This is a genomic window from Litchfieldia stipae (genome assembly GCF_014837155.1).
Taxonomy (GTDB): domain Bacteria; phylum Bacillota; class Bacilli; order Bacillales; family Bacillaceae_L; genus Litchfieldia.
In genome coordinates this window covers 375467-398043 of the sequence record NZ_JACYHA010000001.1, presented here as the reverse complement: position 1 = coordinate 398043, position 22577 = coordinate 375467, and the positions used below count along the sequence as shown (strand labels likewise).

Below are 22577 nucleotides of genomic sequence, written 5' to 3'. Positions count from 1 at the left end.
AAAACATATCTCACCCGAGGTATGTTTTTTTATTTTATTCTCACAGAACGTGCATTCGTGTTTTTGAGGTGGTAGAATAAGGGGAACGATACTAGATTGAATGATATACGAGTCAAAGGGAGAGCAATCATGAACTCAATTACGTTTTTACATATAGCAGATGTGCATTTAGATAGTCCGTTTGCTGGATTAAAAAAGCTTCCAGAAAGTATTTATAGAAGAGTGAGGGAGAGTACTTTTCAGTCATTCAAAAGGCTTATGGCCATTGCGATAAAGGAAAAGGTTGATTTTGTAATTATTGCAGGAGATATATTTGACCAAGCAAATCGAAGCATTCGGGCACAAACCCTTTTTCGTAAAGAGCTTGAGCGATTGAATAATCATCATATTCACGTATATATTGTCCATGGGAATCATGATCATATCGGAGCAGTTTGGCATGATATGAGTTGGCCAGAAAATGTCCATACCTTCTCAAGTCAGACCGTGGAAGTTAAGACATTTAAGAAGGGAACAAGTCTCGTACAATTATATGGATTTAGTTATCCTAAGCGGGCAGTAACAGAGAATATGACTAAGTACTATCAAAAAGAAGGTACAGCAGACTATCATATTGGTATTCTACATGGAAGTGTAGAAGGAAATGAGGGACACAATCAGTATGCACCTTTCAGAGTGGAGCAGTTGCTAGAAAAGGATTTTGATTATTGGGCTCTAGGACATATACATAAGAGTCAAATTCTGAATGAACAACCGAAAATCATGTACCCTGGGAATGTTCAAGGAAGGCATCGAAAAGAAAGTGGTGAAAAAGGGGGATTCGTGATTCGTTTAACTGAACGCGAGACTCTTACAACATTTCATCCGACTGCAGATATTATCTGGGAGACTGAAAGTGTACCAATTAATGAGTTAACGACTCTTTCCGAATTAATTGATAAGCTATTCCAGGTGATAAATAGTGCACGCAAAGATCAAGAAGGAGTTCTTCTTTCATTAGAATTAACTGGGCATGGCCCTTTACATTCAATATTAATGGATTCAAGTGTCATAGAGGATATCCTTAGTACCCTGCTTGAAGGAGAAGAGGAAAATAATGCTTTTGTCTATGTGATCTCGCTTAAGGTGAGCAGTCAGCTGAAACGAGATAGGGAGGATATGAAGAATGAAGCTTCATTTGTCGGTGATCTCTTGCATTTAATTGACACCTATGATCAAACAAAGGAAGCACTAAATAGCTTGTACGCTCATCCTACAGCCCGTAGATTTTTGGAGGAGCTTACAGTGGATGAAGAGCAAGAGATCATTCAGCAGGCAGAGGAATACTTATTGTATTCATTGTTCAAGCAACCATCGAACGGAGGGAATACATGAAAGTAATCGGTTTGCAAATTTATGGTTATGGCAAATTTGAAAATAAAGAGTTCAAGAATCTATCACCATCCATTCAAGTATTCTTCGGCAAAAATGAAGCTGGGAAATCTACATTGATGTCTTATATTCTAAGTATCTTATTTGGCTTTCCAACGAAGCAGCAAAGTGAACAAAGATATGAGCCAAAGACGTCTCAAAGCTATGGTGGGAAGGTGATTATCGATACAGATATATATGGTGAAATCATGATAGAAAGGCTTCCAGGGAAAGCTGCTGGGGATGTGACAGTGCTGTTGAAAGATGGTTCTATTCATGGCGAGGAGATGCTACAGGAATTGTTATCGAATATGGATCGAAATGATTATCAAAGTATCTATTCGTTCAATGTCCATGGACTGCAAGAAATTCAACAGGTTGGAGCAGATGATTTAGGAAGGTATCTCATATCATCTGGTGCGATTGGAACAGATGCACTTGTTTCAATACAATACAAATTAGAGAAGGAACTCGAAGGTTTATTTAAACCAAATGGTCGGAGACCTCTATTAAATGCAGAGCTGCTCCATTTAAAGGAGCTGCAACAAAAAGTAAAAAAGCTGCAGGATAAAAATGATACATATTATACCTTTGTCGAACAAAAAGAGTTTTTGCAAAAAGAGCTACAAACCATCGAGCAACGTATATTTCAGTATCAAAAAAATCTAAATACGTTAGAAATGATGCAGTCAATCAAACCATTGCAACTTGAAAAATATAAATTAATAGAGGGTTTAGAGGCACTACCCACTCATAAGCCATTCCCAGTTGATGGGTTAAAAAGGTTAGATACACTTTTATCTCAGCTTCAGCCATATAAAGTACAATTGTCCAGTCTTACAGAGAGAAAGCTAGAATGGGAGCAACGACTCAAAGACATTCAATTAGACGAGCATGTATTATCATGCGAAAGAGAGATTCTTACGCTTAATCGTTTAAGAAAAAGCTATGAAGAAAATCAGCAAAAGCTTATCCAACTGACAAATAGTTATCAAAAGCTACTAGAGGAAATTGAGCGAGAGCGAGAATTGGGACAAATCTATGTAGATGAAGTTCAATTGATGTCCTTTGATACAGGTCTAGCCGCAAAGGAATCGATCAAACAAGCAACAACAAATATAGAAGCTTTACGTCACCAGAAAAAACTATTAGATCAAAGCTTCAATGAAGTGAAAGAGGCTTTGGAAGAATGTGACTTAACAATAAAAAGTTACAAACAAGAGCTACTCTCTGAGGAGGAAAGAAGGACTCTTGAAGAACAATTACAATCCTATAAAAGTCGTCATCATATAGCAAGTGATAAGGAACGCTTAGTTAAAGAGATTGAACAAATTGATCAAAAGTTAACAAAACAAAAACTAAAGCAGAAAAAACAATCAAAAAAAGCATTAGGGTTTTATATTCCCCTTGTACTTGTATTACTTGTTGTAGCTATTTATTTCATTAATACCCAAGAATGGGGTTTGGCAATTATTACGATTGGATCCACCATTTTGATCCCTATCTTATATCAGAACATCTCTAAAAGCTCAACAAATGGCATACTCTCTCATCTAATCGAGGACAAGAATAGCCGCATAAAGCAGCTTAATGAGATTCACCAAGTACATGATTCCACCAGTTTATCTATATCTGACTATGAGAGAGCTGAAATGAAGCGATCAAAAGACGCTGGGATCCGCCAGTTACTAGAGGTTGAGCTAGCAAAGCAGCGTCAGCTGGAACGCTCTTATAATCGAGTCATCACTCAATTTGAAGGCTGGGAAAAAGAGTATTATCAGGTAAACGATACAATGAAGCAGCTTTGTGAAAAATACTTAGTTCAATCAAATAGTGATCATCTTATGGAATTATTCGATTGTATTGTAAGACTAAAAAGATGCTTTCGAGATAAGAAAGCAATCAGTAAAGAAATGAACATCATAAAAAATCAAGTTGAGGAGTTTCATAAGGTTCTTCAAGTAGTAGGTGAAGCCACTCAGGTTGAAATTAATCTGTCAGAGCCCATAATTACTTTAGAAAAGATCAATCGCCTGTGGGAGCAGGAAGAGATCAATCAGGAGATATTAAATAGTACCACTGATAAGCTTAAAGAAATAGGAGAAGATTATTTGCAGCTTCAAATTGAAGTAAATGTATTAACAAAAGAGATTGAAGCGCTAATGAACGAAGCGAATGTTGAAACAGAAGAGGAATTTAGGAAAAAGGGTAGAGCTGAAGAAAGTGCTAATCGTATGAAAGAACGGTTGCTTTTAGTCGAAGCACAAATTCCAAGTGATCTATTCAATACAGAACTCTTTGATGAATTTGATGATTATGAGTTAAAGAAACTAGAGCTTGAGCAGCAGGCCAAACAGGAACAACAAAAGCTTAAAGAATTACAGCGGCGTTTATCAGATATCAACATTAGAATGGAAGAAATTGAAGAAGGTGGCTTATATTCAGAAGTCTTTCATGAGTATCAGCTAGCAAAGTCTAATTTTCAAGAACAGGCAAAAGGATGGGCTATCTATGCGGTTGCGAAGGATTTGCTTGCAAGAACGATACAACAATATCGTGATGTACGCCTTCCACAATTGTTGAAGACCGCTGAGCGTTATTTAGAAATCTTAACAAATGGCATGTATGTAAGATTATACGCTGAAGAAGGGAAAGCTGGATTCACGGTCGAGAGAAAAGATGGATTACGATTTAGCCCAAGTGAATTAAGTCAAGCAACAGCTGAACAAATCTATGTAGCTGTCCGTTTTGCTTTAGCAAAAAACATGCAACGAGAGCATAACTATCCTTTTATCATTGATGATAGCTTTGTCAATTTTGACGCAGAACGATTGCAAAATGTCGTCATGCTTATAAATGAAATCGCTAAAGAACATCAAGTCCTATTCTTCACATGCCATGAACATGTGCTGTCTCAATTTCATCAAGAAGCATGTCTCATACTCAGCTAAATAGTAGAGGGTCATAAAAAATGGTTGTTTTCTCAAAGTTTGTTGTTGTTTTGAGATGAATAATTGAGAATGAGATTTCTAGCAGCCTGAATACACGGGGGACTCCCGTGGGACCGTGGGTTCCCACAGAACGCGGAGTGTATTCAGGCTGCGGTATTAATATCAACAATATATACGAAAACAGCCTAAAAAATAGTGCTAACCATCAATACTCTCTCATATAGTAGTAAAAACAAGTGGGACAAGGAGGTAGTTGCCAGATGTTATTTGCAACTCCATGGTGGATTTACTTAGCTCTTGTAGGAATCGTATTTAGTGCTTATATGATTGTAAGAACATCAAAAGAGGAAAAGCAGGTAGAGGATTCTTATATCGAGCAAGAAGGACAAGTCTATATTGACCGTATAAATAGTGAAAAGGAATTAAGAAAGGGAAAAATCAATAAAGCTGAACCAATGTGAAAAAAAGAGGGTCTTCTCTCCAAGCGCAAAAGCATTTGGAGAGAGACGCCTCTTTTTATTATTATTCAGTATCCGTACTAAAGATATTTTGAAGGTCTTTATCTTTAATATCAATGTCTACATCAGAGACTGCTTTATCTAATGCATTTTGTAATAGTGTTGGATTTTGTTGTAGAAGTGGTGCAATTGCAGCATCCTTTTCTTCTTCACTTAGCTTATCAAAGTCTTCTTTCGTTTCTGTTACCTTGATGATATGGAATCCAAATTGTGATTGAACAGGCTCACTTACTTCGTCTTTTCCTAAAGCAAATGCAGCTTCTTCAAATTCAGGTACCATTTGTCCTTTTGGGAACCATCCTAAGTCTCCACCGTTTGCAGCAGAACCATCCGTTGAATATTCCCCAGCAAGGTCTTCAAATGCTTCACCATCTTCAAGCTTTGCTACTACTTCCTTAGCAGTATCTTCATCAGCAACTAAAATATGACGTGCTTTAATTATATCTTCAATTGAGTCTTTCACAGCTTTTTGTTTGAGAATGTCTGAACGAATTAATTCACGAATGGTTTCTTCTCCTCGCTGCTCAACAATTGCATTAAATGATTCACCATAGCTACTTTTAATTGTTTCATATTGCTTATCTAACTCTTCTTTTGATACTTCGTACTTTTCATCTAATGCTTTCACATAGATCATATCTCTTAATATTTCACTTCCTACCTGAGTCTTCATGGAAGTGTAGAATTCATCCTTACTGATATTACCAGCACTTGTTTCAGCAATAACATCAGAATTATCAGCACTACATGCACTAAGTGCAATTAGACTGGCTGTCGTTGTAAGCGCAATTACGAATTTTTTCATGATAGATACCTCTCCTACTATGTAAGTTTATTGGAAAAAAGCCACATGAAATACTATATCATTTTTCCAAATATAATGAAAGCTAATCTAAAGTGTAAAAGGTGTATTTCTTCTGTAGCAATGGAATAAATGATGTCAAAGTCAAGCCTAATTTTCAGGAGGTAATGACAAGTGCCCATGCCCTTTGGTTTTCTCTGCATAGGATAAAGTAACAACTCGAAGAGGAGGTGTTACTATGAGTCACACTGGATTTACTGGTGGGTTCGCGTTAATCGTTGTGTTGTTTATTTTATTAATTATTGTTGGTGCTTCTTGGGCATAAACAAATAAGGTGAAGTATAAATAAAGGGGGAAATGTTCATGTCAACATTTACACATGGAAGCGGATTTGCGTTAGTGGTTGTGTTGTTTATTTTATTAATTATCATCGGTGCATCTTGGGCATATTAATTTAGATGTCCATGAAATAAAAAAAGTGGCAATTGAAATTGCCACTTTTTTCCTGTGTCTAAGCAAATAAAATCTCTACATATGAAGAAATGAGCAGTATTGTAATTAAGATATTAATAGTGCGAAAGACTTTATGTTGACGTTCTTCAGGAATCTCTTTTTGAATGCAGAGTTTATTAGTCATATCATTAATTTTAAATAGAATAAAAACAGCAAATGGAATATACAAAACCATCATTATGAGATCCCTCCTAAGCTATACTTATTATATTAACATTAACTAAGATTTTATGAAAGGTGTATGCAAAATCCAATAAGGTCAAAGGACCTATTTTTCTAGTTATTTATTAAAATATCATATCCATTTTCAATTTCTTCAACAATACACGAACGCGGTGCTTTAATAAACTGCTTTAACAGGATAAAATCCGTCACACAAACTCCAAGATGGACAGCAGTAATAATTGAAAAGTAATGAATGTATTCTGGAAATAGTGCACAGCTATAAAGCATCAAGCCAGTCACACATACAAAGGGAGTTAATAATACTGTGATCATCAATGGTTTTGATAGCGAACAATTAGGACGTACTGACAAAAGTGGTAGTGAGAAAACAGACCGTTCTATAGAAAACTTTACTTTCTTTCTAAACAGAAGCAATGGAACTGAATGTAAAAGCTTATGAATTGGAAAGATAATGAACAAAGATAGAATAAATAGTAAAAGACCGTCCTCATTCAATGATGTATTGGAGTATAATAAGTTTAAGGGTAAGTAAAGTAAAATAAATGTCATTAATGTCGCTAATAAAGAGACGATAACAATTCGATGGAATCCATATTCTCTTGAGAGGTTAATGGTTTTCCAGCAAGTCATATAATCACCTTCCGAGAAAAGTTAATGGTATAATAAAACTCATTTACCTACTTTACGATTATTCCAGTTAAAAATCAATAGATAATAAGGTAAATAATTAGGTTATCGCTTCCAAAAAGAGTAGAAGAAGGATTCCCATATATTGTTGCAGGTGTAAAAAAGGTACGTTAGAATATTTTATATGCAGAGAAATTGAATTTAGAAGGGGAAAAAAGAAATGGAATCATTTGAAACAAGAATAAGTCGATTGGAATATTATCAACGATTATTATTTCAATTATTAGATGAAGACAAAATTCGTTTCTATAAATTGATCGTTGAATCTAATTTACAGGAATGGGAAGTAGACGACTTATTTAAAACTTGTGAATTGTTGAGCAAGGAATATAAAAAGCAAAAAGCGGAAGGTCTGGTTATCTTCACTCCGCTTCTTACACAATTCATCAATTTACTTCATCCTAACTTGAAGGTTGAAAAAACAGTGGAAGCTTTACTGAAACAAGGTTTGTATATACCACTTATGACAGAGTTTGATTCACTATTAAAGAAGAGCAAGTGATTATTTGTTTGCAACTTCTTTCACTGGGTCGTTGTCATCCACGCGTTTATATAATCTTCCGTCAATTTCAATAAATTCTTCTTCAATATTATTAAATGACCTCTCAAATATATCCATGAAGTCTTCACCATAAATATTACGAATGATGCACATCATCTCCATAATATCAGGGAATTTTCCATATAAATTGTGAAGAGGAAGTGCGCCATTAAAGATTGCGTTTTTGCTAGGGTCGTAGTTTTCCATGAGTTCTAAGAGGATAGCCTCGCCTTTTGGAGTCAGTTCAATATACGTGTTTCTCTTATCATTTTCCTTCTTTGAAAATTGCAAAAGTTCTCTTTCTTCTAATTTTTTCGAAAAATTAAATGCTGTTGATACATGCATGACTCCGAATTTAGCAATCTCAGAGATGGAAGCCCCTTGTAAATGATAAGCGATCCACAAAATATGATGTTCATTAATATTCAAGTCAAAGGGCTTTATCCATTGCTGCCAATCTTTTTCAATGGACTTCCAAAGTGCTTTACTTAATTGTGCCATTCGTTGACTGAAAAGCATGGCCTCTTTAATAGAGTAGTATTTTTCATCCTGCTTCATCATTACACCTTCTTTTATATCATTCTATTATTACTATTATGCCAATAAAATAAAAATTAATAAAGATTAAATTTACTAAATTTTTAAATAAAAAAATAAATTACACTATTTTTACATTAAAATCGTATTTTTCTTAGGAGTTTATTGTTTATTTATCACATATTTGTTCGTCTTTTCATAGTAGTACGAGAAGACGCATAAAGATAAGAAAGGGGTGAGCGACTTGGTTGGTGTGATTTTCGGTTTTTTTGTCATTAGCTTATTATTATTTCTGGGAGCATTTAATTATTTTTTATTATCACAAAGGGGAGGAGCTTATCCTCCGAAACGTACCCTTATGCAAAAGGCAATGGGATTTGCAATTGTTGGGACAGGAATATTAGTTATAGCGATTCTGCTTAGTCTATTTTCCAACTGAAAGGGGACTATCCCAACTCACGTGCTGTGCACCGCTGGGATAGTCCCCTAAGGTAAAAGGTTAGGCTTGAATTGATATGTTTGCTCTTCTAATTAATTGCTGTGCAACTGGGTAAATAATTAACATGACAGCTGCACTAAGAGCTGTTGTAGGTAACACAACTGTGACAAACAAGAACCCTAGAGTTGTTCCTGTTGGTAAATTAGCAGTTAGAAGTACAGCTAATAGAAAAATAACCCCTGAGATCATCGTTCCAATGGCTGCAAGTACAGTTGCTCCGACAGTTGACTTCGCTAACTTTCCAACTACTAAAATTAATCCATAAAAAACAAAAGCTGAAACTAGTTTATCAATTATATTAGGGAGTTGGCCACCTGGGAATTGTGTCGTTAAAGCAGCTATTAACCCTGCAACAATAGAAAGTAAAAGAACATTCTTCTTCTCAGGGAATAAGAGAATCCCTAAAAACATCATTGTTAGCATTAAATCTGGCTTCATTCCGCCGAAAATTCCTGGAATAACTGAATGTAATACTGCCCCCATCCCAATTAATAATGATAGTAAAACTAGTACCTTTGTATTCATTTCTCATCTCTCCTCATCTGTCTATGCTTTTTTTCTCCTATAGTGCCCTGTGACCTACAGCAAGAAAATTACAATATAAGTATAACAAATTGTGAACAGAAAATATAGCGAAATTTTCTGTTAATTCCTATATCTGAAATCTTTCATGAAGTTGACAAGTGCAACGCATGACTCTAAGGGAACAGCGTTATAAATTGATGCGCGACAACCACCTATGGAACGATGTCCACCAAGTCCTACAAAGCCTAATTCTTTAGATTGTGCAAGAAAATCCTTTGTTAATTGTTCGGTTGGTAATGTGAAGGTAACATTCATCTTTGAACGGCTTCCTACTTGGGCATGTGCTTTGTAAAATCCATTTGATTGATCAATGCAGTTATAAAGCAGTTCTGCCTTTTCATTATTTATTCTTTCAATTGCTGACACGCCACCTTGTTCTCTGACCCAATCTAGTACAAGTGAAAGAATATAAATAGAAAATGTTGGTGGAGTATTATAGAGTGAATTATTTTTTACATGTGTTTGATAGTTTAATAGAGTTGGGATCTCACTTGGTATATTTTTTAGCAGGTCTTTTTTTAGTATGACAACAGTCACACCTGAAGGACCTAAATTCTTTTGTGCACCAGCATAAATCATATCAAACTTACGAATATCAATTTCTTTACTTAGAATATCACTAGACATATCTGCAATTAACGGTATATTTCCTAGGTCTGGATAATCAGACCATTGTGTTCCATAGATGGTGTTATTCGAAGTAATGTGGACATAGGCAGCATCATCTGTTGGAATAAGTTCACTTGAATCTGGGATATGGTTATATTTTGACTCTTTACTTGATGAGATAATGGCTGTTTTCCCAAATTTCTCAGCTTCTGCTAGTGCTTTTTCAGACCAGGTTCCGGTTAGACTGTAGTTAGCAATTTTATTTTCTGGGAGAAAATTCATGGGAATCATTGCAAATTGTAAGCTTGCACCGCCTTGTAGAAAGAGCACCTCGTAATCATCTGGAATGTGGTATAGCTCTTTTAAATCAGAAATGGCTTTTTCATGAACTTGATCATATTCCTTGCTACGATGACTTAATTCCATTAATGCCATTCCAGAGTCTTTGAAATTTAAGAATTCTTCTTGAGCTCTTTGTAATACAGCAAATGGAAGCGCAGCGGGACCTGCATTAAAATTATAAACTCGCTTCATTTCATTACCTCCTGTGATACGTTAAATGAGTAAAGACACACATAAAAAAATAAATGACTTTCATTTAATGAAGTTTGATTTATTTTAACATGAATAGTGTTAGATGAAAGAGTGAATTTAGGAAAGTTTCTAATTATTTTTTGAAATATAAAAACAGGATGTCCATTTGTGATGAAACATCCTTATCGTCAGTTATGTATTTATTGTATTAATTTAATGCTGCTGCAATTGAGCTAGAAATGGATTTTAATTGTTCTGAAGTATACTCCTCGGCATGGGATTTCCAAACAGCACCGAAGCCATCACCTTTCCCATACCGTGGGATGATGTGGACGTGATAATGAAACACAGATTGGCCAGCATCCTCACCATTATTGTTCAAAAGGTTCAATCCAATTGGATCAAATTCACTCTTGATCGCTTCTGCAATTTTTGGGACAACAGAAAATACATGACTAGATATTTCAGGTGTTAACTCGAAAATATCCTTCTTGTGTACCTTTGGAATGACAAGTGTATGACCTTTTGTTACTTGACTGATATCTAGAAAGGCTAATACATGATCGTCTTCATACACTTTTGCTGCTGGGATGTCTCCATTGATTATTTTACAAAAAATGCAATCACTCATTACTTTTCTCTCCTAACTTATACGATATTTACCTTATTTTAGCATAAAAACAATAAAAAAGAACAAGGTGCAAACGATTGTTGCACCCTGTTCAATGAAGATGGGTAAAGGTTGGATTAAATCATAGAATAATCTTTTGCAAACACCTCATTTTTAGGTTTAATTAAAAATGAATGTTTTTACAACGTGAGTTTGAACAATTGTCCAATATGACCATCTCCTACGAAAAGGAATCATAAGTTTCACAACTTAATTACTACAGAAAATAGTCTTTAACAAACACCTCATTCACAAAATGACGTTAAATGAAATCTATGCGGGTTCCACTAAATAATGGCCCGTAGACACCTCATTTCGTTAATAAGTGTAATGCTTGATTATTTCTGTTAATAGTCACTCACAGCTAAATTATTCAATCGAATCATCCCCTATACCATTCTTTAAGTGATTGTAATAAGGAAATTGTCTTTGACAGACACCTCATTTCAACGTTTGTAAAGAAGGTATTGCTTAATCCTTTCCCTCTTCAAAGTTTAGAATACCCAAATTGCTGGTTCGTATTCATGATTTTAAAGACAAATCTTTGACTATGTAATTATTATAATATTTGTTATCATAAAGAGAGTTACTGGGAATAAATCCCGTCACTAATGTTAAGGCTGTTTACACATAAATTGTAGTTTATAAAACCGCAGCCTGAATACACTCCGCGTCCTGTGGGGTGTCTGGTGAGCCTCCGCGTCGCAAACTCCTGCTCACGTCTCACTTTGGCCACGAGTCCCACGGGAGTCTCCATTTATTCAGGCGGCTAGATCTACTTTTCAATTCATTATATAAAATAGACAATGTTAAATAGAGAGGAAAAATTGACATGAGACTTTTAGAAATCGAAGCTATTACCGGAGGGTATACTCGAAATCCTGTCTTAAAGGATGTTTCCTTCAGTGTAAATAAGAATGAACTTGTTGGTTTAATTGGCTTGAATGGAGCTGGAAAAAGTACAACCATTAAACATATTATTGGACTTATGGAACCAAGAAAAGGAACAATCAAAATTAATGGTAAAAGCATAAAAGAGGATTTGGAGCTTTATCGCTCACAGTATAGCTTCATTCCAGAAACGCCGATTCTATATGATGAGCTAACATTATATGAGCATTTAGAATTAACAGCAATGGCCTATGGAATCCCTAAGAAAGATTTTGAACAACGTTTAGAACCATTGCTAAAGGAATTTCGGATGGAGAAAAAGTTGAAATTCTTCCCTGCCCATTTCTCAAAAGGGATGAAGCAAAAGGTGATGATCATGTGTGCATTTTTAGTTGAACCTTCCCTTTATATCATTGACGAACCTTTTGTTGGATTAGATCCACTGGGAATACAGTCACTTCTTGATTTAATGAACAAAATGAAACAAAATGGGGCAGGCATCTTAATGTCTACTCATATATTGGCAACTGCTGAACGATATTGTGATTCATTTATTATCTTACATAATGGTCAAGTAAAGGCAAAAGGAACATTAGAGGATTTAAGAGCAGATTTTGGGATGGCAAATGCGACCTTAGATGATTTATATCTTGAGTTAACAAAGGAAGAGAATCATGGTTAACACACAGGACTTATGGAAAAAAAGATTTACTCAGTTTACGACTGAAGTAAAAAGATATTTACGTTATATGCTGAATGATCATCTGCTCATTGCGCTAATCTTTTTTACTGGTGGTGCAGCTTATTACTATAATCAATGGTTAGCTGATCTTCCACCTAATATCCCATATTTATTTATTATTTCATTGATCTTGGCATTGTTTTTGACGTCAGGATCAGTTCAAACATTACTAAAAGACCCAGATTTAGTGTTTTTATTGCCAATTGAAAAGAAGTTAGGCCAATATTTTCAAAAAGCGTTTATATGGAGTGCTATTTTTCAAGGGTATATCTTACTTCTCATATTTGCGATCATTACTCCACTTTATTTAAGTGCAACAAACCAGAGCTTTGCTCATTTAGCAGTGATCTTTTTGATTGTTGTACTAAATAAAGTATGGAATCTAACGATGAGTTGGAATCTTCATTTTTTACAAGATACAATTTCTAAATTTGTTGATTTGCTCATTCGTTTCTTTCTTAATCTCGCGTTATGTTATTTCTTATTTAGTCATGCTCCTATCTATTTCACTATTGCGGTAATAGTGATTATGCTCTGTTTGCTTATGTATTTTTATAAGGCGAGAACAGAAAAAGGGCTTAAATGGGATATGCTAATAGAGCTTGAATCAAAACGAATGATGACATTTTATCGGTTAGCGAACCTGTTTACTGATGTACCAAAACTAAAAGAACAAATTAAAAGACGTTCTTGGTTAAACTGGCTTACTTCATTTACTAAATATGAGCAGGATCGAACATTTACGTATTTATATTTACGGACATTTCTTCGGTCAAGTGATTATTTAGGAATGTTTATTCGGTTGACACTTATTGGAGGGGTGGCGTTAACCTTTTTACCAATGGGGTATGGAAAGATTGCGATTGGCATTCTATTCCTTTATTTAACAGGGTATCAGTTGATTACACTTTGGCGACATCATCATCTTAAGATATGGTTGGATTTATATCCAATTTCGTTGGCAAAACGAACTAGATCATTCTTACATTTAATGATGTCAATCCTATTCGTACAAATGTTACTGTTCTGCTTGTTTATCATTTTTACCGGTCAACTAACATTTGCACTGTTCTTTTTAGGTGCTGGAGCAGCTTTTGTCTATTTGTTTGTGTATCATTATGTCAAATTGCGATTAATAAAACTAAGCTAGTCATCATATATTATGGAAATCCTGACGAACATTTCTGAAAAGGGAGGAAGGAAGTACATCGTGAATTATGAGGAAAAGGTACATGAAGACTTATACCATTGGAGAAGAAAGCTGACTGCAAAGCCATCAATGGTAAATCGATTGTCAAAGCAAGTACAAACGAAAGTAAATGAAAAGATTCCGGCGAAAATTCACGACATCATCACAGAAAGTATTAAAAAAATGGTTCAAGCAACGTTGATAGGCTCCGAATATACAACAAAAGTAAAAGAGGTTCAAGATTCATTAGAAAAGAAAGATCAACTTGTTGAACAGACAATTAATACGTATAAACGTACTGCGGCTGTGGAAGGAGCAGGTACTGGGGCAGGAGGTATTCTTTTAGGAATCGCTGACTTTCCGTTGTTACTTTCTATTAAAATGAAGTTTCTATTTGAAGTAGCGTCTATCTATGGATATGACACTAAGAAATATGAGGAACGAATATTTATTCTCTATATATTCCAATTGGCTTTCTCAGGGGATAAGCATCGGATCGAGACATTAAAGGTGATCGAGGAGTGGGAGCAAAGGAAGGAAGAGTTAGTCGAAATCGATTGGCAAGTATTTCAGCAAGAATATCGAGATTATATCGATCTTATAAAAATGCTTCAATTGGTTCCAGGATTAGGTGCAATTGTCGGGGCATATGCCAATTATAATTTGCTTGATCATTTAGGGTCTACAGCGATGAATTGCTACAGGCTCCGAACACTTAATAGCCAAAATCATAAAAAGGACTTCCTCCAATAGAATGCAAGAGGAAGTCCTTTTTATTGGAGTAAGCTGTCGTCGTTATTGCTTGATGGTTTCGCAATTGACTTTATGATTTTTTAAAAAAGATAAAGCGGCAGAACCAAGAGTTTTAGACGAGATAAGTAATGCCTTTTCATTGAAATCGAATTTTGGGTGATGATGAGGAATTGGATGTTCTACTCCCTCAGGTGCTGCCCCAGTAAAGAAGAAGCTCCCCTTAACATGCTGAAGATAATATGCAAAATCCTCTCCACCCATTTGTGGGTCTGTTTCTTCAACAATTGTTACACCAGGTACATTTTCAGCTACTTGTTTTAATAGCTCTGTTTCTTCTTTATGATTGATCACTGCAGGATAACCTCTCTTGTAGTTATATGTATAGTCAGAATCTGATGTGATACAAGTTCCTTTGATCACTCTTTCTAACTCAGCTTCAACTTGGCTCCGAACATCTTCATCAAAAGTACGTACAGTTCCTCCTAATTCAGCTGTATCAGCGATTACATTGAACGCATTCTCTGCAGAGAAAGAAGCAACAGTGACAACAGCAGATTTTGTAGGATCGACCTTTCGGCTAACAATTTGCTGTAAATTAACGACAAGCTGTGAAGCAGTAACAATAGAATCCTTTGTTTTATGTGGCTGTGCACCATGTCCACCTGAACCTTGAATGTGGATGTCAAAGCGATCAGCAGCTGCCATGATGGGTCCAACTCGATATTGGACCGTTCCAGTTGGTACAGTAGCCCATAAATGAGTGCCGAAAATCGCATCAACACCTTCTAAGCATCCATCCTCGATCATGGCAATTGCACCACCTGGACCATATTCTTCAGCATGCTGATGAATGAGAACAATACTTCCTTCAATGTCTGCTTTCAGTTCATTTAATACTTTTCCTAGCACTAGTAATGCAGCGGTATGTCCATCATGTCCACATGCATGCATTACTCCAGGCACTTTTGATTTGTATTCCACGTCTTTTTCATCTTGTATTGGTAATGCATCAAAATCAGCACGTAATGCAACAGTTGGGCCGGGCTTTCCACCAATAATCTTAGCAACAACCCCATTTCCACCTACATTTTTTCGCACTTCAATACCTAGCTTCTCATAGTAATTAGCGATATAGGCAGCTGTTTCATATTCTTGAAACGATAGCTCAGGATGCTGATGCAAATACCTTCTGATACTCACCATTTCGTCATAATAGTTTTCTAGTGATTCAAACAACTCGATTTGCATATGCTTTCCTCCTTGTAATTTTCAAATTATTTCTATAATTTTCAATTATAGCACGATGTAGTTAAAAAAGTTGGACATTTATTGTAAAATAGATTTATAAATTAAGGCTATATTGTAGAAGTATTATAAAGCCGCCTGAACACACTCCGTGTCCTGTGGGGACTCACGCATCCCACTGGAGTCTCCGTGTATTCAGCGGCTAGAAATCATTTTCAATATTTTTATGTTTAGAAAAACAAACTTTGAGAAAACAGCCTAAAAAATTTCTAAAAAGGAGAATGGTCGGTGGAGGTTAAAAAAGATCGGAAAAAGCAAGTAAATAAGTATCTTATCTTTCTATTGCTGCTAACAGCAATAGTCGGTATATATACTTGGTTTTTTCTAGTTCAATTAAAAAATGGAGATGTTATTTCTGTTGATGAGGTGGTTAGAAATCTATTATCGGGGATTTCAATCGAATTTGTTATAACAATATTCACATTATTAACAGATCTCGGTTCAAAATGGGGAGTAATCGCTGTTCTAATTGGGATGCTTGTATTCATGTGGTGGAAATATCGTGATTATTTAGCAATGGTTACGATTGTTGTCGTTGCTGCAGGGGGAGATCAGCTAAATAAATTCTTAAAAGGGTTAATTGCTAGAGAAAGACCTTTATTAGACCCTACAATTTATGCAGAAGGATATAGCTTTCCAAGTGGACATGCAATGGTTGGAATCATGTTTTATGGATTTATTGCCTATTATCTCATAACAAAACTACAAACTAAGCAGCAGAAGCATTTAATAGGTTGGATGATGGCGATCATTATTTTCTTAATAGGGATTAGTCGAATCGTCTTAAATGCTCATTATCCAACAGATGTTTTTGGTGGTTTTGGGATAGGGCTTATTCTACTAATTATTTTACTATTCGCCTATGAAGGTATTGCAAAAGCTCTCAAAAAATAACAAAAAGGATGACTATATGGTGTATATTCACCAAATGGTCATCCTTTTGTAGTTATTGGACGGAAAGGAGAAGCGCGTCTCCTTTCTTGGAAACAGCAACTTTTGCAAGTGTTGCATTTCGCTCTACCGCAAGTCCAGTTCCTTCTTCAACAAAATAGCTTTCAATACCGAAGATTATCGCATTATAGCCGTTGTATTTTCCAGTGATTAAGACTTCATTTTCATTCAATGGATAATCAGACGGATCGATTTGCTCGGTAACCAGCTGCTTTCTCTCGTATATTCCTTGCTCATTTTTTTCAAGAATGACATATACGCGGTTCCCTGATTGTACATCTAGATTCTCTGCTTCACCAATCTCATAAGCAAGTCGTACATAATCTCCTTGTAGCATAGACCGTGGATCAATGGGTGCCAATTGGAGTGTGATTTCCGTTCCATCGCGTAGTAGGATTTCATTGGAACTCACTTGGTAGCCAAGAATTCCTAATTGTAGAATGACAATTATCCCTATTGAAATCCACCGTTTACCAAACGGCATCAAACGTGATTCTTCGACCGACTGAGTAGAGTGTCGATCTACAATGCGAGTAATCATAAGGATAATGATCCCGATGATCAATAATGAAATAGATTTATGGACAAGAGACCAAACGAAATCATAATAGGTGAATACAAGAAATGCAAACCAGAAGATGGATGTTAGTCTGTTTGCGTATTTATCTTCGTTTCTTGTAAAAAAGATAATTAACAAGGTTGTAGTGACAAAGAATAATAGGCTATAGATTACTTCTAGAACGAGCCCTTTGTTTAAGAAGGTTAATGCAAATAAAAATAATAATGAGTAGAAATAACTTATTTTACGTAGATTTGTAACTGATCTACAAAGATACCAAAGAATGATATTAACTGCTAAAAAGAAAAGAAATACAAGGTCATAATTGTCACCAACGTTCATTTCCTGTAAGACGAGTGAAAGACTGCAGCCTAGTGCAGTGGTATAACTGATAAATCGGACAACCCCATCCTTGATAAGAAAAGTAACGATTACACTAATGATGATAAAAAGAATCGTAATAGGTATGGAAAGGAAGATAGCCTCCAATAACCCCGAGAAAAATCCAATGAATAATAATGTATGACGAGCAGCTGGGTCTAGCTTAGTAAGTGTAAGACCGCTTGTAATAAATAATAAGCTAACAAAGACTGTAGCGTATTCATTCTCGGTAATCATGAATAATATGCCACCAAAGCTTACTACAAACATACTAGAACCAAACAATGTGACAATAACAATGAGAATCCTTTTTAAAACCTGATTCACCGGGTTAGATTTGTTTTTATCAGTGATTTTCTTAGCAAGAAAGATTCCGCCAACAATAAGACTAATTGAGATAATGATGCCACTTAATTGAATGGCTAGAAACTCTAACTCAAACAGAAATGGAAGTTCAATTAGCTTTACATATACATATATACTTCCCATCACAAAAAGAATGATGGTTAATCCTCTGTCTGTTTTATTAGCAGAGAAATAGTGGTAAGAGAATACCACAAATCCAATGTAAATCAAATTGGTCCAGCCACTAAAGGGCTCAAACAATTGAACGAAGCTTACACCAATTAAAAAGGCATGTGTCGCAATGTAGCTCAAATAGCGAATGTATTTATCACTAAATGTACGTGTAAAGGTTAATCCAAAAATAATCATATTTATTAATGCCAAGATAAAATACGATAACCATTCTTGGAAGTCAGACCTTACGATATGATAGGAGGAAGGATTCAAATAAAACCAATAGGTTAAATGAAATAAGATATAACTTAACATCCAAAATGGTAAATAATGAGTAATTAGAGCCAATAATAAAGTGGGTATGAGCCAAACCAAAAACAGCATGAAGCTATCTGCGTGAGAGTTATAAATTTGCCCGACTAATGCCACGCTTACTCCAAATGTAATTGCCCCTGCAACAACGAGCCACTTTCCTAAAAACTCATGATGTGTAATGAATCTTGTAGCCAAGACAGACAAGAGATAGAAGAATAGCATCGCACTTATGGACAATGCTAATTTCTCAAATCTTGTAAAGGTGGCCCAATTTCCTGCGAAGAAATAAATAATACTTGATAAAAATAAGATGATTGAACCGAGATAACCTAACGGTAATAGCTTCTTCAATCGATCCCCTCCATTCTATTTATATGTATATGAAGAAATTTCTAGAAAGAGTTGAGAAACTCCTTTTTTATGCAAAAAAAGAAAGCGTAAAAATGGCAACGTTGAAAGACTGTTTGGACTGAATGTTGATTATAATCATACATGATTAAGCGCCCAAAAATATGAAGTTGGGGGTTTACCTATATCGAAATTGGTGGTAGCTACATACAGTATAACAAACACATATGGAGGTGTTAAATTATGGGTGCAACTGCAGGTTATGGCGGAGGATTTGCTTTAGTTGTTGTGTTGTTTATTCTCCTTATTATTATTGGTGCTTCTTACGTTGGTTACGGATACTAAAAATGAGTTAACTAAAAACGAAATTTGATTTCTTTTTTAGAAGGAGGGGAAAAGTATGGGATTTGGATATGGTTGTGGTGATCAAGTTGCAGGTGCTTATGGATATGGTTACGGCGCTCCTGTTGTTGCTGGTGCTGGATACGGTGCTGGTCGAGGATTCGCGTTAATCGTAGTTTTATTCATTCTCCTAATTATTGTAGGAGCAGCATGGTGCTAATATAAATGAAGATATCAAGGAAAAAAGGGTTGCGACTCAGCAACCCTTTTTCCTTTGGAGAAAACAGAAACTGTAGCATTTTCATCTCTAGAATTTCTTCATGAATCCATTTAATTGTTTAATGATGGGACTAACTTGACCAACCAATTTATTCATTTGATTGATCGAGCCGTTGATTTTATCGAAATCCCAGTGGCCGTCAGGTGTCTTGAAATAATTTGATGGTTTTTGTTGAGGCCCTTGATTGTTAGGTGGAAATGGTGGTCTTGGTGGGCCGAAGCGATTTGGTGGAAACATGATTTTCCCTCCTTAAGATTTATTTCAAAGGAGTATTTATTTCTCCTTTACTATAAAGTACGTAGTCAAATGGAAAAATGTTTAAGACAAGTACCTAAAAAATGACATTTTGTCTATGCAAATGAACAGGATAAAATTACATAGAAACAATAAAAAATATCTTGAAAGACTATTGATATAAGGAGGAGTACAATATGTCTTCAAAATGTTTTTATTGTGACTATGATGTAGAAGAAGCAAGTGTTTATCATGTCTCTTTTCATAAAGACAACGAACATCAGGAAGAAATCCTGTGCAAAGAATGCTATTCTGAATGGCTAGAAGGAATTAAAGGGTAGGTTGTTGTAACGCCACAGCCCGAATTAGTTGAAAAACCAGTTTTTTGAAGCTCTCTTTTAGATTAGAGAGTTTTTTTGTGTTAAGATAAATTATATTCTTTGGTGATGAAATAGAATGATAAGCTAAAAATTGCATAAGGGGTAAGGGGTTAGATTATATGAAAAAAATATATGTAATTCATGAGAATAGTGAGTGGACTGTCCATTTAACAAGACGCTTAGAAGAGCTTGGTTTGCCATATGAAGAATGGCATTTAGATAAAGGAATGATAAATTTATTGGAAGAGCCCCCAGAAGGCGTATTTTATAGCCGAATGAGTGCTTCTTCTCATACACGTGACCATCGATTTGCTGCTGAACTTACAGCACAAGTATTAGCGTGGTTGGAGTTTCATGGAAGAACAGTTATCAATGGCTCAAAAGCACTTCAATTGGAAGTAAGCAAAGTCCTTCAATATTTAGAATTAACCAAGGTTGGCGTGAAAACACCAAAAACAATTGCGGCAGCTGGCAGTGACCAAATTATTGAAGCTGCTAAAGTGTTTGAAGGACAATCATTTATCACAAAGCATAATCGAGCTGGAAAAGGATTAGGGGTTCAACTGTTTCAATCAATTGAAACATTGAAGGCATATGTCCAAAGTGAAGCGTTCGAGGAGCCAGTCGATGGAATTACTCTGATCCAAGAGTATATCTATTCTCCAGAATCCTTTATTACTCGCTGTGAGTTTGTTGGTGGGAAATTTGTCTATGCAGTGAAAGTAGATACGTCAGAAGGGTTTGAACTATGTCCAGCTGATGCATGTTCAATCGGAGATTTGTTCTGTCCAGTTGGCGAAGAGGTTGAGGAGAAGCCTAAGTTCGAAATTATCCCAGACTTCTATGACCCAATCTTAGAGAACTATGCCCAAGTATTAGCAGCAAATGATATACAAGTAGCTGGAATCGAATTTATTCGCAATGAAGCAGGCGAAATCTTCACATATGATATCAACACAAATACAAATTATAATTCGGACGCTGAAGCGAAAGCTGGGAAATATGGCATGCTTGAATTAGCTAAGTTTCTAGGTGAAGAATTAAAGAAAATCTAAATTATAAATCACAAGGGGCTGTCACTATGATAGCTCCCTTTTTGCAAATGAATGGATTAAATTGGATATATGTGAGAAAATCAACATGGAATTTATTGAATCGAAGGAGGAGTCACAAATGACGTTATCGTTCATCAAAACAACTAGACAGCAGGAGATTTATGCACAAATAGCTAGCCTGGCAGATACCTTTAGTAAACGATCTGAAAAAAATGATGAAGAGGGACTTTTTCCTTTTGAAAATATAGAAGATTTAAAGAAGATAGGTTACACGGCATTAACAGTTCCAAAACGATTTGGTGGTGAAGGAATTTCACTATATGAGATGCTTTTATTTCAAGAACGATTGGCACAAGGGGATGGATCAACTGCTTTAGCTATTGGCTGGCATCTTGGAATCATGATGGACATTGAGGAGAAGAAGGATTGGAAGGATGAGCGAATCGCATCATTGGCATCTGAGGTATTAAAAGGTGCGCTAATCAATCGGGCAGCAACAGAGCCACAAACTGGTAGTCCAACAAGAGGGGGAAAGCCCCAAACGAGTGCTAAAAGAGGGGATGGACAATGGGTAGTGAATGGACGCAAAACATTTACAACAATGTCACCTGCGCTTGATTATTTTCTAGTTATTGCATCCATTGAGGGAACAGTACAGGTTGGTGAATTTGCGATTCATAAGGATTCACCAGGCGTAACAGTCCAAGAAACATGGGATATGATTTCAATGAGAGGAACGGCAAGTCATGATCTCATATTGGAGAATGTTTCAGTAACCCCGGAAAATCTAGTTCATGTCATGGATAAGAGAAGCTTTGCACCAAATGGATGGTTATTACATATTCCTGCTTGTTATTTAGGAATCGCAATGGCAGCAAGAAATGTTGCTGTTCAATTTGCGACTGAATACTCTCCAAATAGTATTCAAGGTACAATTAAGGATTTGCCGAATGTTCAACGTTTAGTTGGGGAAATGGAAGCAGAATTAATTCAAGCACGACATTTTATGTATTCAGTTGCTCAGAAATGGGATGAAGCGACGGACAAAGCGAATTTTGGCCCTGAACTTGGTGTGGTTAAATATGTGGCAACCAATACAGCTCTTTCAGTTGTAGATAAAGCGATGAGAATTGTCGGTGCACGAAGCCTTCAGCGCTCTAATCCACTACAACGATATTACAGAGACGTGCGAGCGGGCTTACATAATCCACCAATGGATGATATGACGATTTCAACATTAGCTCTTTCTGCTTTTAAATCTCTAAATTAAGCAGGTAAGAAGACCCTATGC

26 protein-coding genes are annotated in these 22577 nt (G+C 35.8%); 16 read left to right on the top strand and 10 right to left on the bottom strand.

Translation table 11 applies throughout. From position 1 onward, the window contains the following. Positions 1–129: 129 nt before the first annotated feature. From F7888_RS01920 to F7888_RS01910, 3 genes are all read left to right on the top strand, one after another. Positions 130–1374, top strand: coding sequence for a metallophosphoesterase family protein (locus tag F7888_RS01920; RefSeq protein WP_191776673.1), 1245 nt, complete (start codon positions 130–132; stop codon positions 1372–1374). Further along, the gene (locus F7888_RS01915) at positions 1371–4361 is read left to right on the top strand and encodes an ATP-binding protein (RefSeq protein ID WP_191776671.1); all 2991 of its coding nucleotides are present in this window, start codon (positions 1371–1373) and stop codon (positions 4359–4361) included. Before F7888_RS01920 ends, F7888_RS01915 begins: the two co-directional genes overlap by 4 nt. Positions 4362–4621: 260 nt before the next feature. Beyond that, a complete protein-coding gene (locus F7888_RS01910) occupies positions 4622–4822 on the top strand; it encodes a sporulation YhaL family protein (protein WP_191776669.1) in 201 nt (66 codons plus the stop codon). A gap of 61 nt (positions 4823–4883) precedes the next feature. Here F7888_RS01910 and F7888_RS01905 read toward each other — a convergent pair whose 3' ends face one another. After that, on the bottom strand, positions 4884–5684 hold the full coding sequence (locus tag F7888_RS01905; RefSeq protein WP_191776667.1) for a peptidylprolyl isomerase: 801 nt from the start codon (positions 5682–5684) through the stop codon (positions 4884–4886). A gap of 235 nt (positions 5685–5919) precedes the next feature. Here F7888_RS01905 and F7888_RS01900 point away from each other — a divergent pair, with 235 nt between their 5' ends. Both F7888_RS01900 and F7888_RS01895 read left to right on the top strand, forming a co-directional pair. Then, positions 5920–6006, top strand: coding sequence for a YjcZ family sporulation protein (locus tag F7888_RS01900; protein ID WP_191776794.1), 87 nt, complete (start codon positions 5920–5922; stop codon positions 6004–6006). A gap of 38 nt (positions 6007–6044) precedes the next feature. After that, positions 6045–6134, top strand: a complete 90-nt coding sequence (locus F7888_RS01895; protein ID WP_191776665.1) for a YjcZ family sporulation protein — start codon at positions 6045–6047, stop codon at positions 6132–6134. Positions 6135–6192: 58 nt separating this feature from the next. Here the strand turns inward: F7888_RS01895 and F7888_RS01890 are convergent, their stop codons facing one another. Beyond that, the gene (locus F7888_RS01890) at positions 6193–6372 is read right to left on the bottom strand and encodes a hypothetical protein (RefSeq protein ID WP_191776663.1); all 180 of its coding nucleotides are present in this window, start codon (positions 6370–6372) and stop codon (positions 6193–6195) included. A gap of 98 nt (positions 6373–6470) precedes the next feature. After that, entirely contained in the window at positions 6471–7010 is a 540-nt protein-coding gene (locus F7888_RS01885) for a DUF3267 domain-containing protein (RefSeq protein WP_191776661.1), read from the bottom strand. A 217-nt stretch (positions 7011–7227) separates the two neighbouring features. On the opposite strand from F7888_RS01885, the gene F7888_RS01880 reads away from it, so the two are divergent. Further along, on the top strand, positions 7228–7569 hold the full coding sequence (locus F7888_RS01880; protein ID WP_191776659.1) for a DUF1878 family protein: 342 nt from the start codon (positions 7228–7230) through the stop codon (positions 7567–7569). Here F7888_RS01880 and F7888_RS01875 read toward each other — a convergent pair whose 3' ends face one another. Then, on the bottom strand, positions 7570–8166 hold the full coding sequence (locus tag F7888_RS01875; RefSeq protein WP_191776658.1) for an HTH-type transcriptional regulator Hpr: 597 nt from the start codon (positions 8164–8166) through the stop codon (positions 7570–7572). A 223-nt stretch (positions 8167–8389) separates the two neighbouring features. Between F7888_RS01875 and F7888_RS01870 the strand changes: the two genes are divergently transcribed. Further along, entirely contained in the window at positions 8390–8584 is a 195-nt protein-coding gene (locus tag F7888_RS01870) for a hypothetical protein (RefSeq protein ID WP_191776656.1), read from the top strand. 60 nt (positions 8585–8644) lie between these two features. Here F7888_RS01870 and F7888_RS01865 read toward each other — a convergent pair whose 3' ends face one another. From F7888_RS01865 to F7888_RS01855, 3 genes are all read right to left on the bottom strand, one after another. Further along, positions 8645–9169, bottom strand: a complete 525-nt coding sequence (locus tag F7888_RS01865) for a tryptophan transporter (protein WP_191776654.1) — start codon at positions 9167–9169, stop codon at positions 8645–8647. Between the two features lie 120 nt (positions 9170–9289). Next, positions 9290–10372, bottom strand: a complete 1083-nt coding sequence (gene serC, locus F7888_RS01860) for a 3-phosphoserine/phosphohydroxythreonine transaminase (protein WP_191776652.1) — start codon at positions 10370–10372, stop codon at positions 9290–9292. 208 nt (positions 10373–10580) lie between these two features. After that, positions 10581–11003, bottom strand: coding sequence for an HIT family protein (locus F7888_RS01855; protein WP_191776650.1), 423 nt, complete (start codon positions 11001–11003; stop codon positions 10581–10583). A gap of 871 nt (positions 11004–11874) precedes the next feature. Here F7888_RS01855 and F7888_RS01850 point away from each other — a divergent pair. From F7888_RS01850 to F7888_RS01840, 3 genes are read left to right on the top strand one after another with little or no spacing between them, the layout of a single operon-like run. After that, positions 11875–12615, top strand: a complete 741-nt coding sequence (locus tag F7888_RS01850) for an ABC transporter ATP-binding protein (protein WP_191776648.1) — start codon at positions 11875–11877, stop codon at positions 12613–12615. Beyond that, positions 12608–13825: an ABC transporter permease gene (locus F7888_RS01845; protein ID WP_191776646.1), complete on the top strand. Its 1218-nt coding sequence runs from the start codon at positions 12608–12610 to the stop codon at positions 13823–13825. The genes F7888_RS01850 and F7888_RS01845 overlap by 8 nt, the downstream gene beginning before the upstream one ends. 57 nt (positions 13826–13882) lie before the next feature. After that, on the top strand, positions 13883–14617 hold the full coding sequence (locus F7888_RS01840; protein WP_191776793.1) for an EcsC family protein: 735 nt from the start codon (positions 13883–13885) through the stop codon (positions 14615–14617). A 42-nt stretch (positions 14618–14659) separates the two neighbouring features. Here the strand turns inward: F7888_RS01840 and F7888_RS01835 are convergent, their stop codons facing one another. Further along, complete coding sequence (locus F7888_RS01835; protein ID WP_191776645.1) at positions 14660–15865, bottom strand: M20 family metallopeptidase; 1206 nt, start codon at positions 15863–15865, stop codon at positions 14660–14662. A 285-nt stretch (positions 15866–16150) separates the two neighbouring features. Between F7888_RS01835 and F7888_RS22890 the strand changes: the two genes are divergently transcribed. After that, positions 16151–16816 (top strand): phosphatase PAP2 family protein, encoded by a 666-nt coding sequence (locus tag F7888_RS22890; protein WP_191776644.1) that lies wholly within the window; start codon positions 16151–16153, stop codon positions 16814–16816. A 52-nt stretch (positions 16817–16868) separates the two neighbouring features. On the opposite strand, the gene F7888_RS01825 is transcribed toward F7888_RS22890, so the two are convergent. Then, on the bottom strand, positions 16869–18998 hold the full coding sequence (locus F7888_RS01825) for a GDYXXLXY domain-containing protein (RefSeq protein WP_191776643.1): 2130 nt from the start codon (positions 18996–18998) through the stop codon (positions 16869–16871). A gap of 240 nt (positions 18999–19238) precedes the next feature. Here F7888_RS01825 and F7888_RS01820 point away from each other — a divergent pair, with 240 nt between their 5' ends. Together F7888_RS01820 and F7888_RS01815 are read left to right on the top strand one after the other, a co-directional pair. Then, the gene (locus tag F7888_RS01820) at positions 19239–19340 is read left to right on the top strand and encodes a YjcZ family sporulation protein (RefSeq protein WP_090854540.1); all 102 of its coding nucleotides are present in this window, start codon (positions 19239–19241) and stop codon (positions 19338–19340) included. 55 nt (positions 19341–19395) lie between these two features. Beyond that, a complete protein-coding gene (locus F7888_RS01815) occupies positions 19396–19557 on the top strand; it encodes a YjcZ family sporulation protein (RefSeq protein ID WP_191776642.1) in 162 nt (53 codons plus the stop codon). Positions 19558–19644: 87 nt separating this feature from the next. On the opposite strand, the gene F7888_RS01810 is transcribed toward F7888_RS01815, so the two are convergent. Next, a complete protein-coding gene (locus tag F7888_RS01810) occupies positions 19645–19854 on the bottom strand; it encodes a YppG family protein (RefSeq protein WP_191776641.1) in 210 nt (69 codons plus the stop codon). Positions 19855–20048: 194 nt separating this feature from the next. Between F7888_RS01810 and F7888_RS01805 the strand changes: the two genes are divergently transcribed. The 3 genes from F7888_RS01805 to F7888_RS01795 all read left to right on the top strand — a co-directional run bounded on the left by F7888_RS01805 (position 20049) and on the right by F7888_RS01795 (position 22556). Then, the gene (locus F7888_RS01805; RefSeq protein ID WP_191776640.1) at positions 20049–20192 is read left to right on the top strand and encodes a hypothetical protein; all 144 of its coding nucleotides are present in this window, start codon (positions 20049–20051) and stop codon (positions 20190–20192) included. A gap of 158 nt (positions 20193–20350) precedes the next feature. Next, the gene (locus F7888_RS01800; RefSeq protein ID WP_191776639.1) at positions 20351–21286 is read left to right on the top strand and encodes an ATP-grasp domain-containing protein; all 936 of its coding nucleotides are present in this window, start codon (positions 20351–20353) and stop codon (positions 21284–21286) included. Positions 21287–21404: 118 nt separating this feature from the next. Continuing rightward, positions 21405–22556 carry an acyl-CoA dehydrogenase family protein gene (locus F7888_RS01795; protein WP_191776637.1) on the top strand — a complete coding sequence of 384 codons (1152 nt, stop codon included), beginning with the start codon at positions 21405–21407 and terminating at the stop codon, positions 22554–22556. The last annotated feature ends 21 nt before the right edge of the window (positions 22557–22577 follow it).

Excerpts from the sequence above, each read along its gene's own strand:
- F7888_RS01910 (WP_191776669.1), top strand. The coding sequence starts at position 4,622 with ATGTTATTTGCAACTCCATGGTGGATTTACTTAGCTCTTGTAGGAATC.
- F7888_RS01810 (WP_191776641.1), bottom strand. The coding sequence starts at position 19,854 with ATGTTTCCACCAAATCGCTTCGGCCCACCAAGACCACCATTTCCACCT.
- serC (WP_191776652.1), bottom strand. The coding sequence starts at position 10,372 with ATGAAGCGAGTTTATAATTTTAATGCAGGTCCCGCTGCGCTTCCATTT.
- F7888_RS01900 (WP_191776794.1), top strand. The coding sequence starts at position 5,920 with ATGAGTCACACTGGATTTACTGGTGGGTTCGCGTTAATCGTTGTGTTG.
- F7888_RS01805 (WP_191776640.1), top strand. The coding sequence starts at position 20,049 with ATGTCTTCAAAATGTTTTTATTGTGACTATGATGTAGAAGAAGCAAGT.
- F7888_RS01865 (WP_191776654.1), bottom strand. The coding sequence starts at position 9,169 with ATGAATACAAAGGTACTAGTTTTACTATCATTATTAATTGGGATGGGG.
- F7888_RS01855 (WP_191776650.1), bottom strand. The coding sequence starts at position 11,003 with ATGAGTGATTGCATTTTTTGTAAAATAATCAATGGAGACATCCCAGCA.
- F7888_RS01845 (WP_191776646.1), top strand. The coding sequence starts at position 12,608 with ATGGTTAACACACAGGACTTATGGAAAAAAAGATTTACTCAGTTTACG.
- F7888_RS01850 (WP_191776648.1), top strand. The coding sequence starts at position 11,875 with ATGAGACTTTTAGAAATCGAAGCTATTACCGGAGGGTATACTCGAAAT.
- F7888_RS01820 (WP_090854540.1), top strand. The coding sequence starts at position 19,239 with ATGGGTGCAACTGCAGGTTATGGCGGAGGATTTGCTTTAGTTGTTGTG.
- F7888_RS01890 (WP_191776663.1), bottom strand. The coding sequence starts at position 6,372 with ATGATGGTTTTGTATATTCCATTTGCTGTTTTTATTCTATTTAAAATT.
- F7888_RS01815 (WP_191776642.1), top strand. The coding sequence starts at position 19,396 with ATGGGATTTGGATATGGTTGTGGTGATCAAGTTGCAGGTGCTTATGGA.
- F7888_RS01880 (WP_191776659.1), top strand. The coding sequence starts at position 7,228 with ATGGAATCATTTGAAACAAGAATAAGTCGATTGGAATATTATCAACGA.
- F7888_RS01835 (WP_191776645.1), bottom strand. The coding sequence starts at position 15,865 with ATGCAAATCGAGTTGTTTGAATCACTAGAAAACTATTATGACGAAATG.
- F7888_RS01795 (WP_191776637.1), top strand. The coding sequence starts at position 21,405 with ATGACGTTATCGTTCATCAAAACAACTAGACAGCAGGAGATTTATGCA.
- F7888_RS01920 (WP_191776673.1), top strand. The coding sequence starts at position 130 with ATGAACTCAATTACGTTTTTACATATAGCAGATGTGCATTTAGATAGT.
- F7888_RS01875 (WP_191776658.1), bottom strand. The coding sequence starts at position 8,166 with ATGAAGCAGGATGAAAAATACTACTCTATTAAAGAGGCCATGCTTTTC.
- F7888_RS01915 (WP_191776671.1), top strand. The coding sequence starts at position 1,371 with ATGAAAGTAATCGGTTTGCAAATTTATGGTTATGGCAAATTTGAAAAT.
- F7888_RS01905 (WP_191776667.1), bottom strand. The coding sequence starts at position 5,684 with ATGAAAAAATTCGTAATTGCGCTTACAACGACAGCCAGTCTAATTGCA.
- F7888_RS01800 (WP_191776639.1), top strand. The coding sequence starts at position 20,351 with ATGAAAAAAATATATGTAATTCATGAGAATAGTGAGTGGACTGTCCAT.
- F7888_RS01895 (WP_191776665.1), top strand. The coding sequence starts at position 6,045 with ATGTCAACATTTACACATGGAAGCGGATTTGCGTTAGTGGTTGTGTTG.
- F7888_RS01885 (WP_191776661.1), bottom strand. The coding sequence starts at position 7,010 with ATGACTTGCTGGAAAACCATTAACCTCTCAAGAGAATATGGATTCCAT.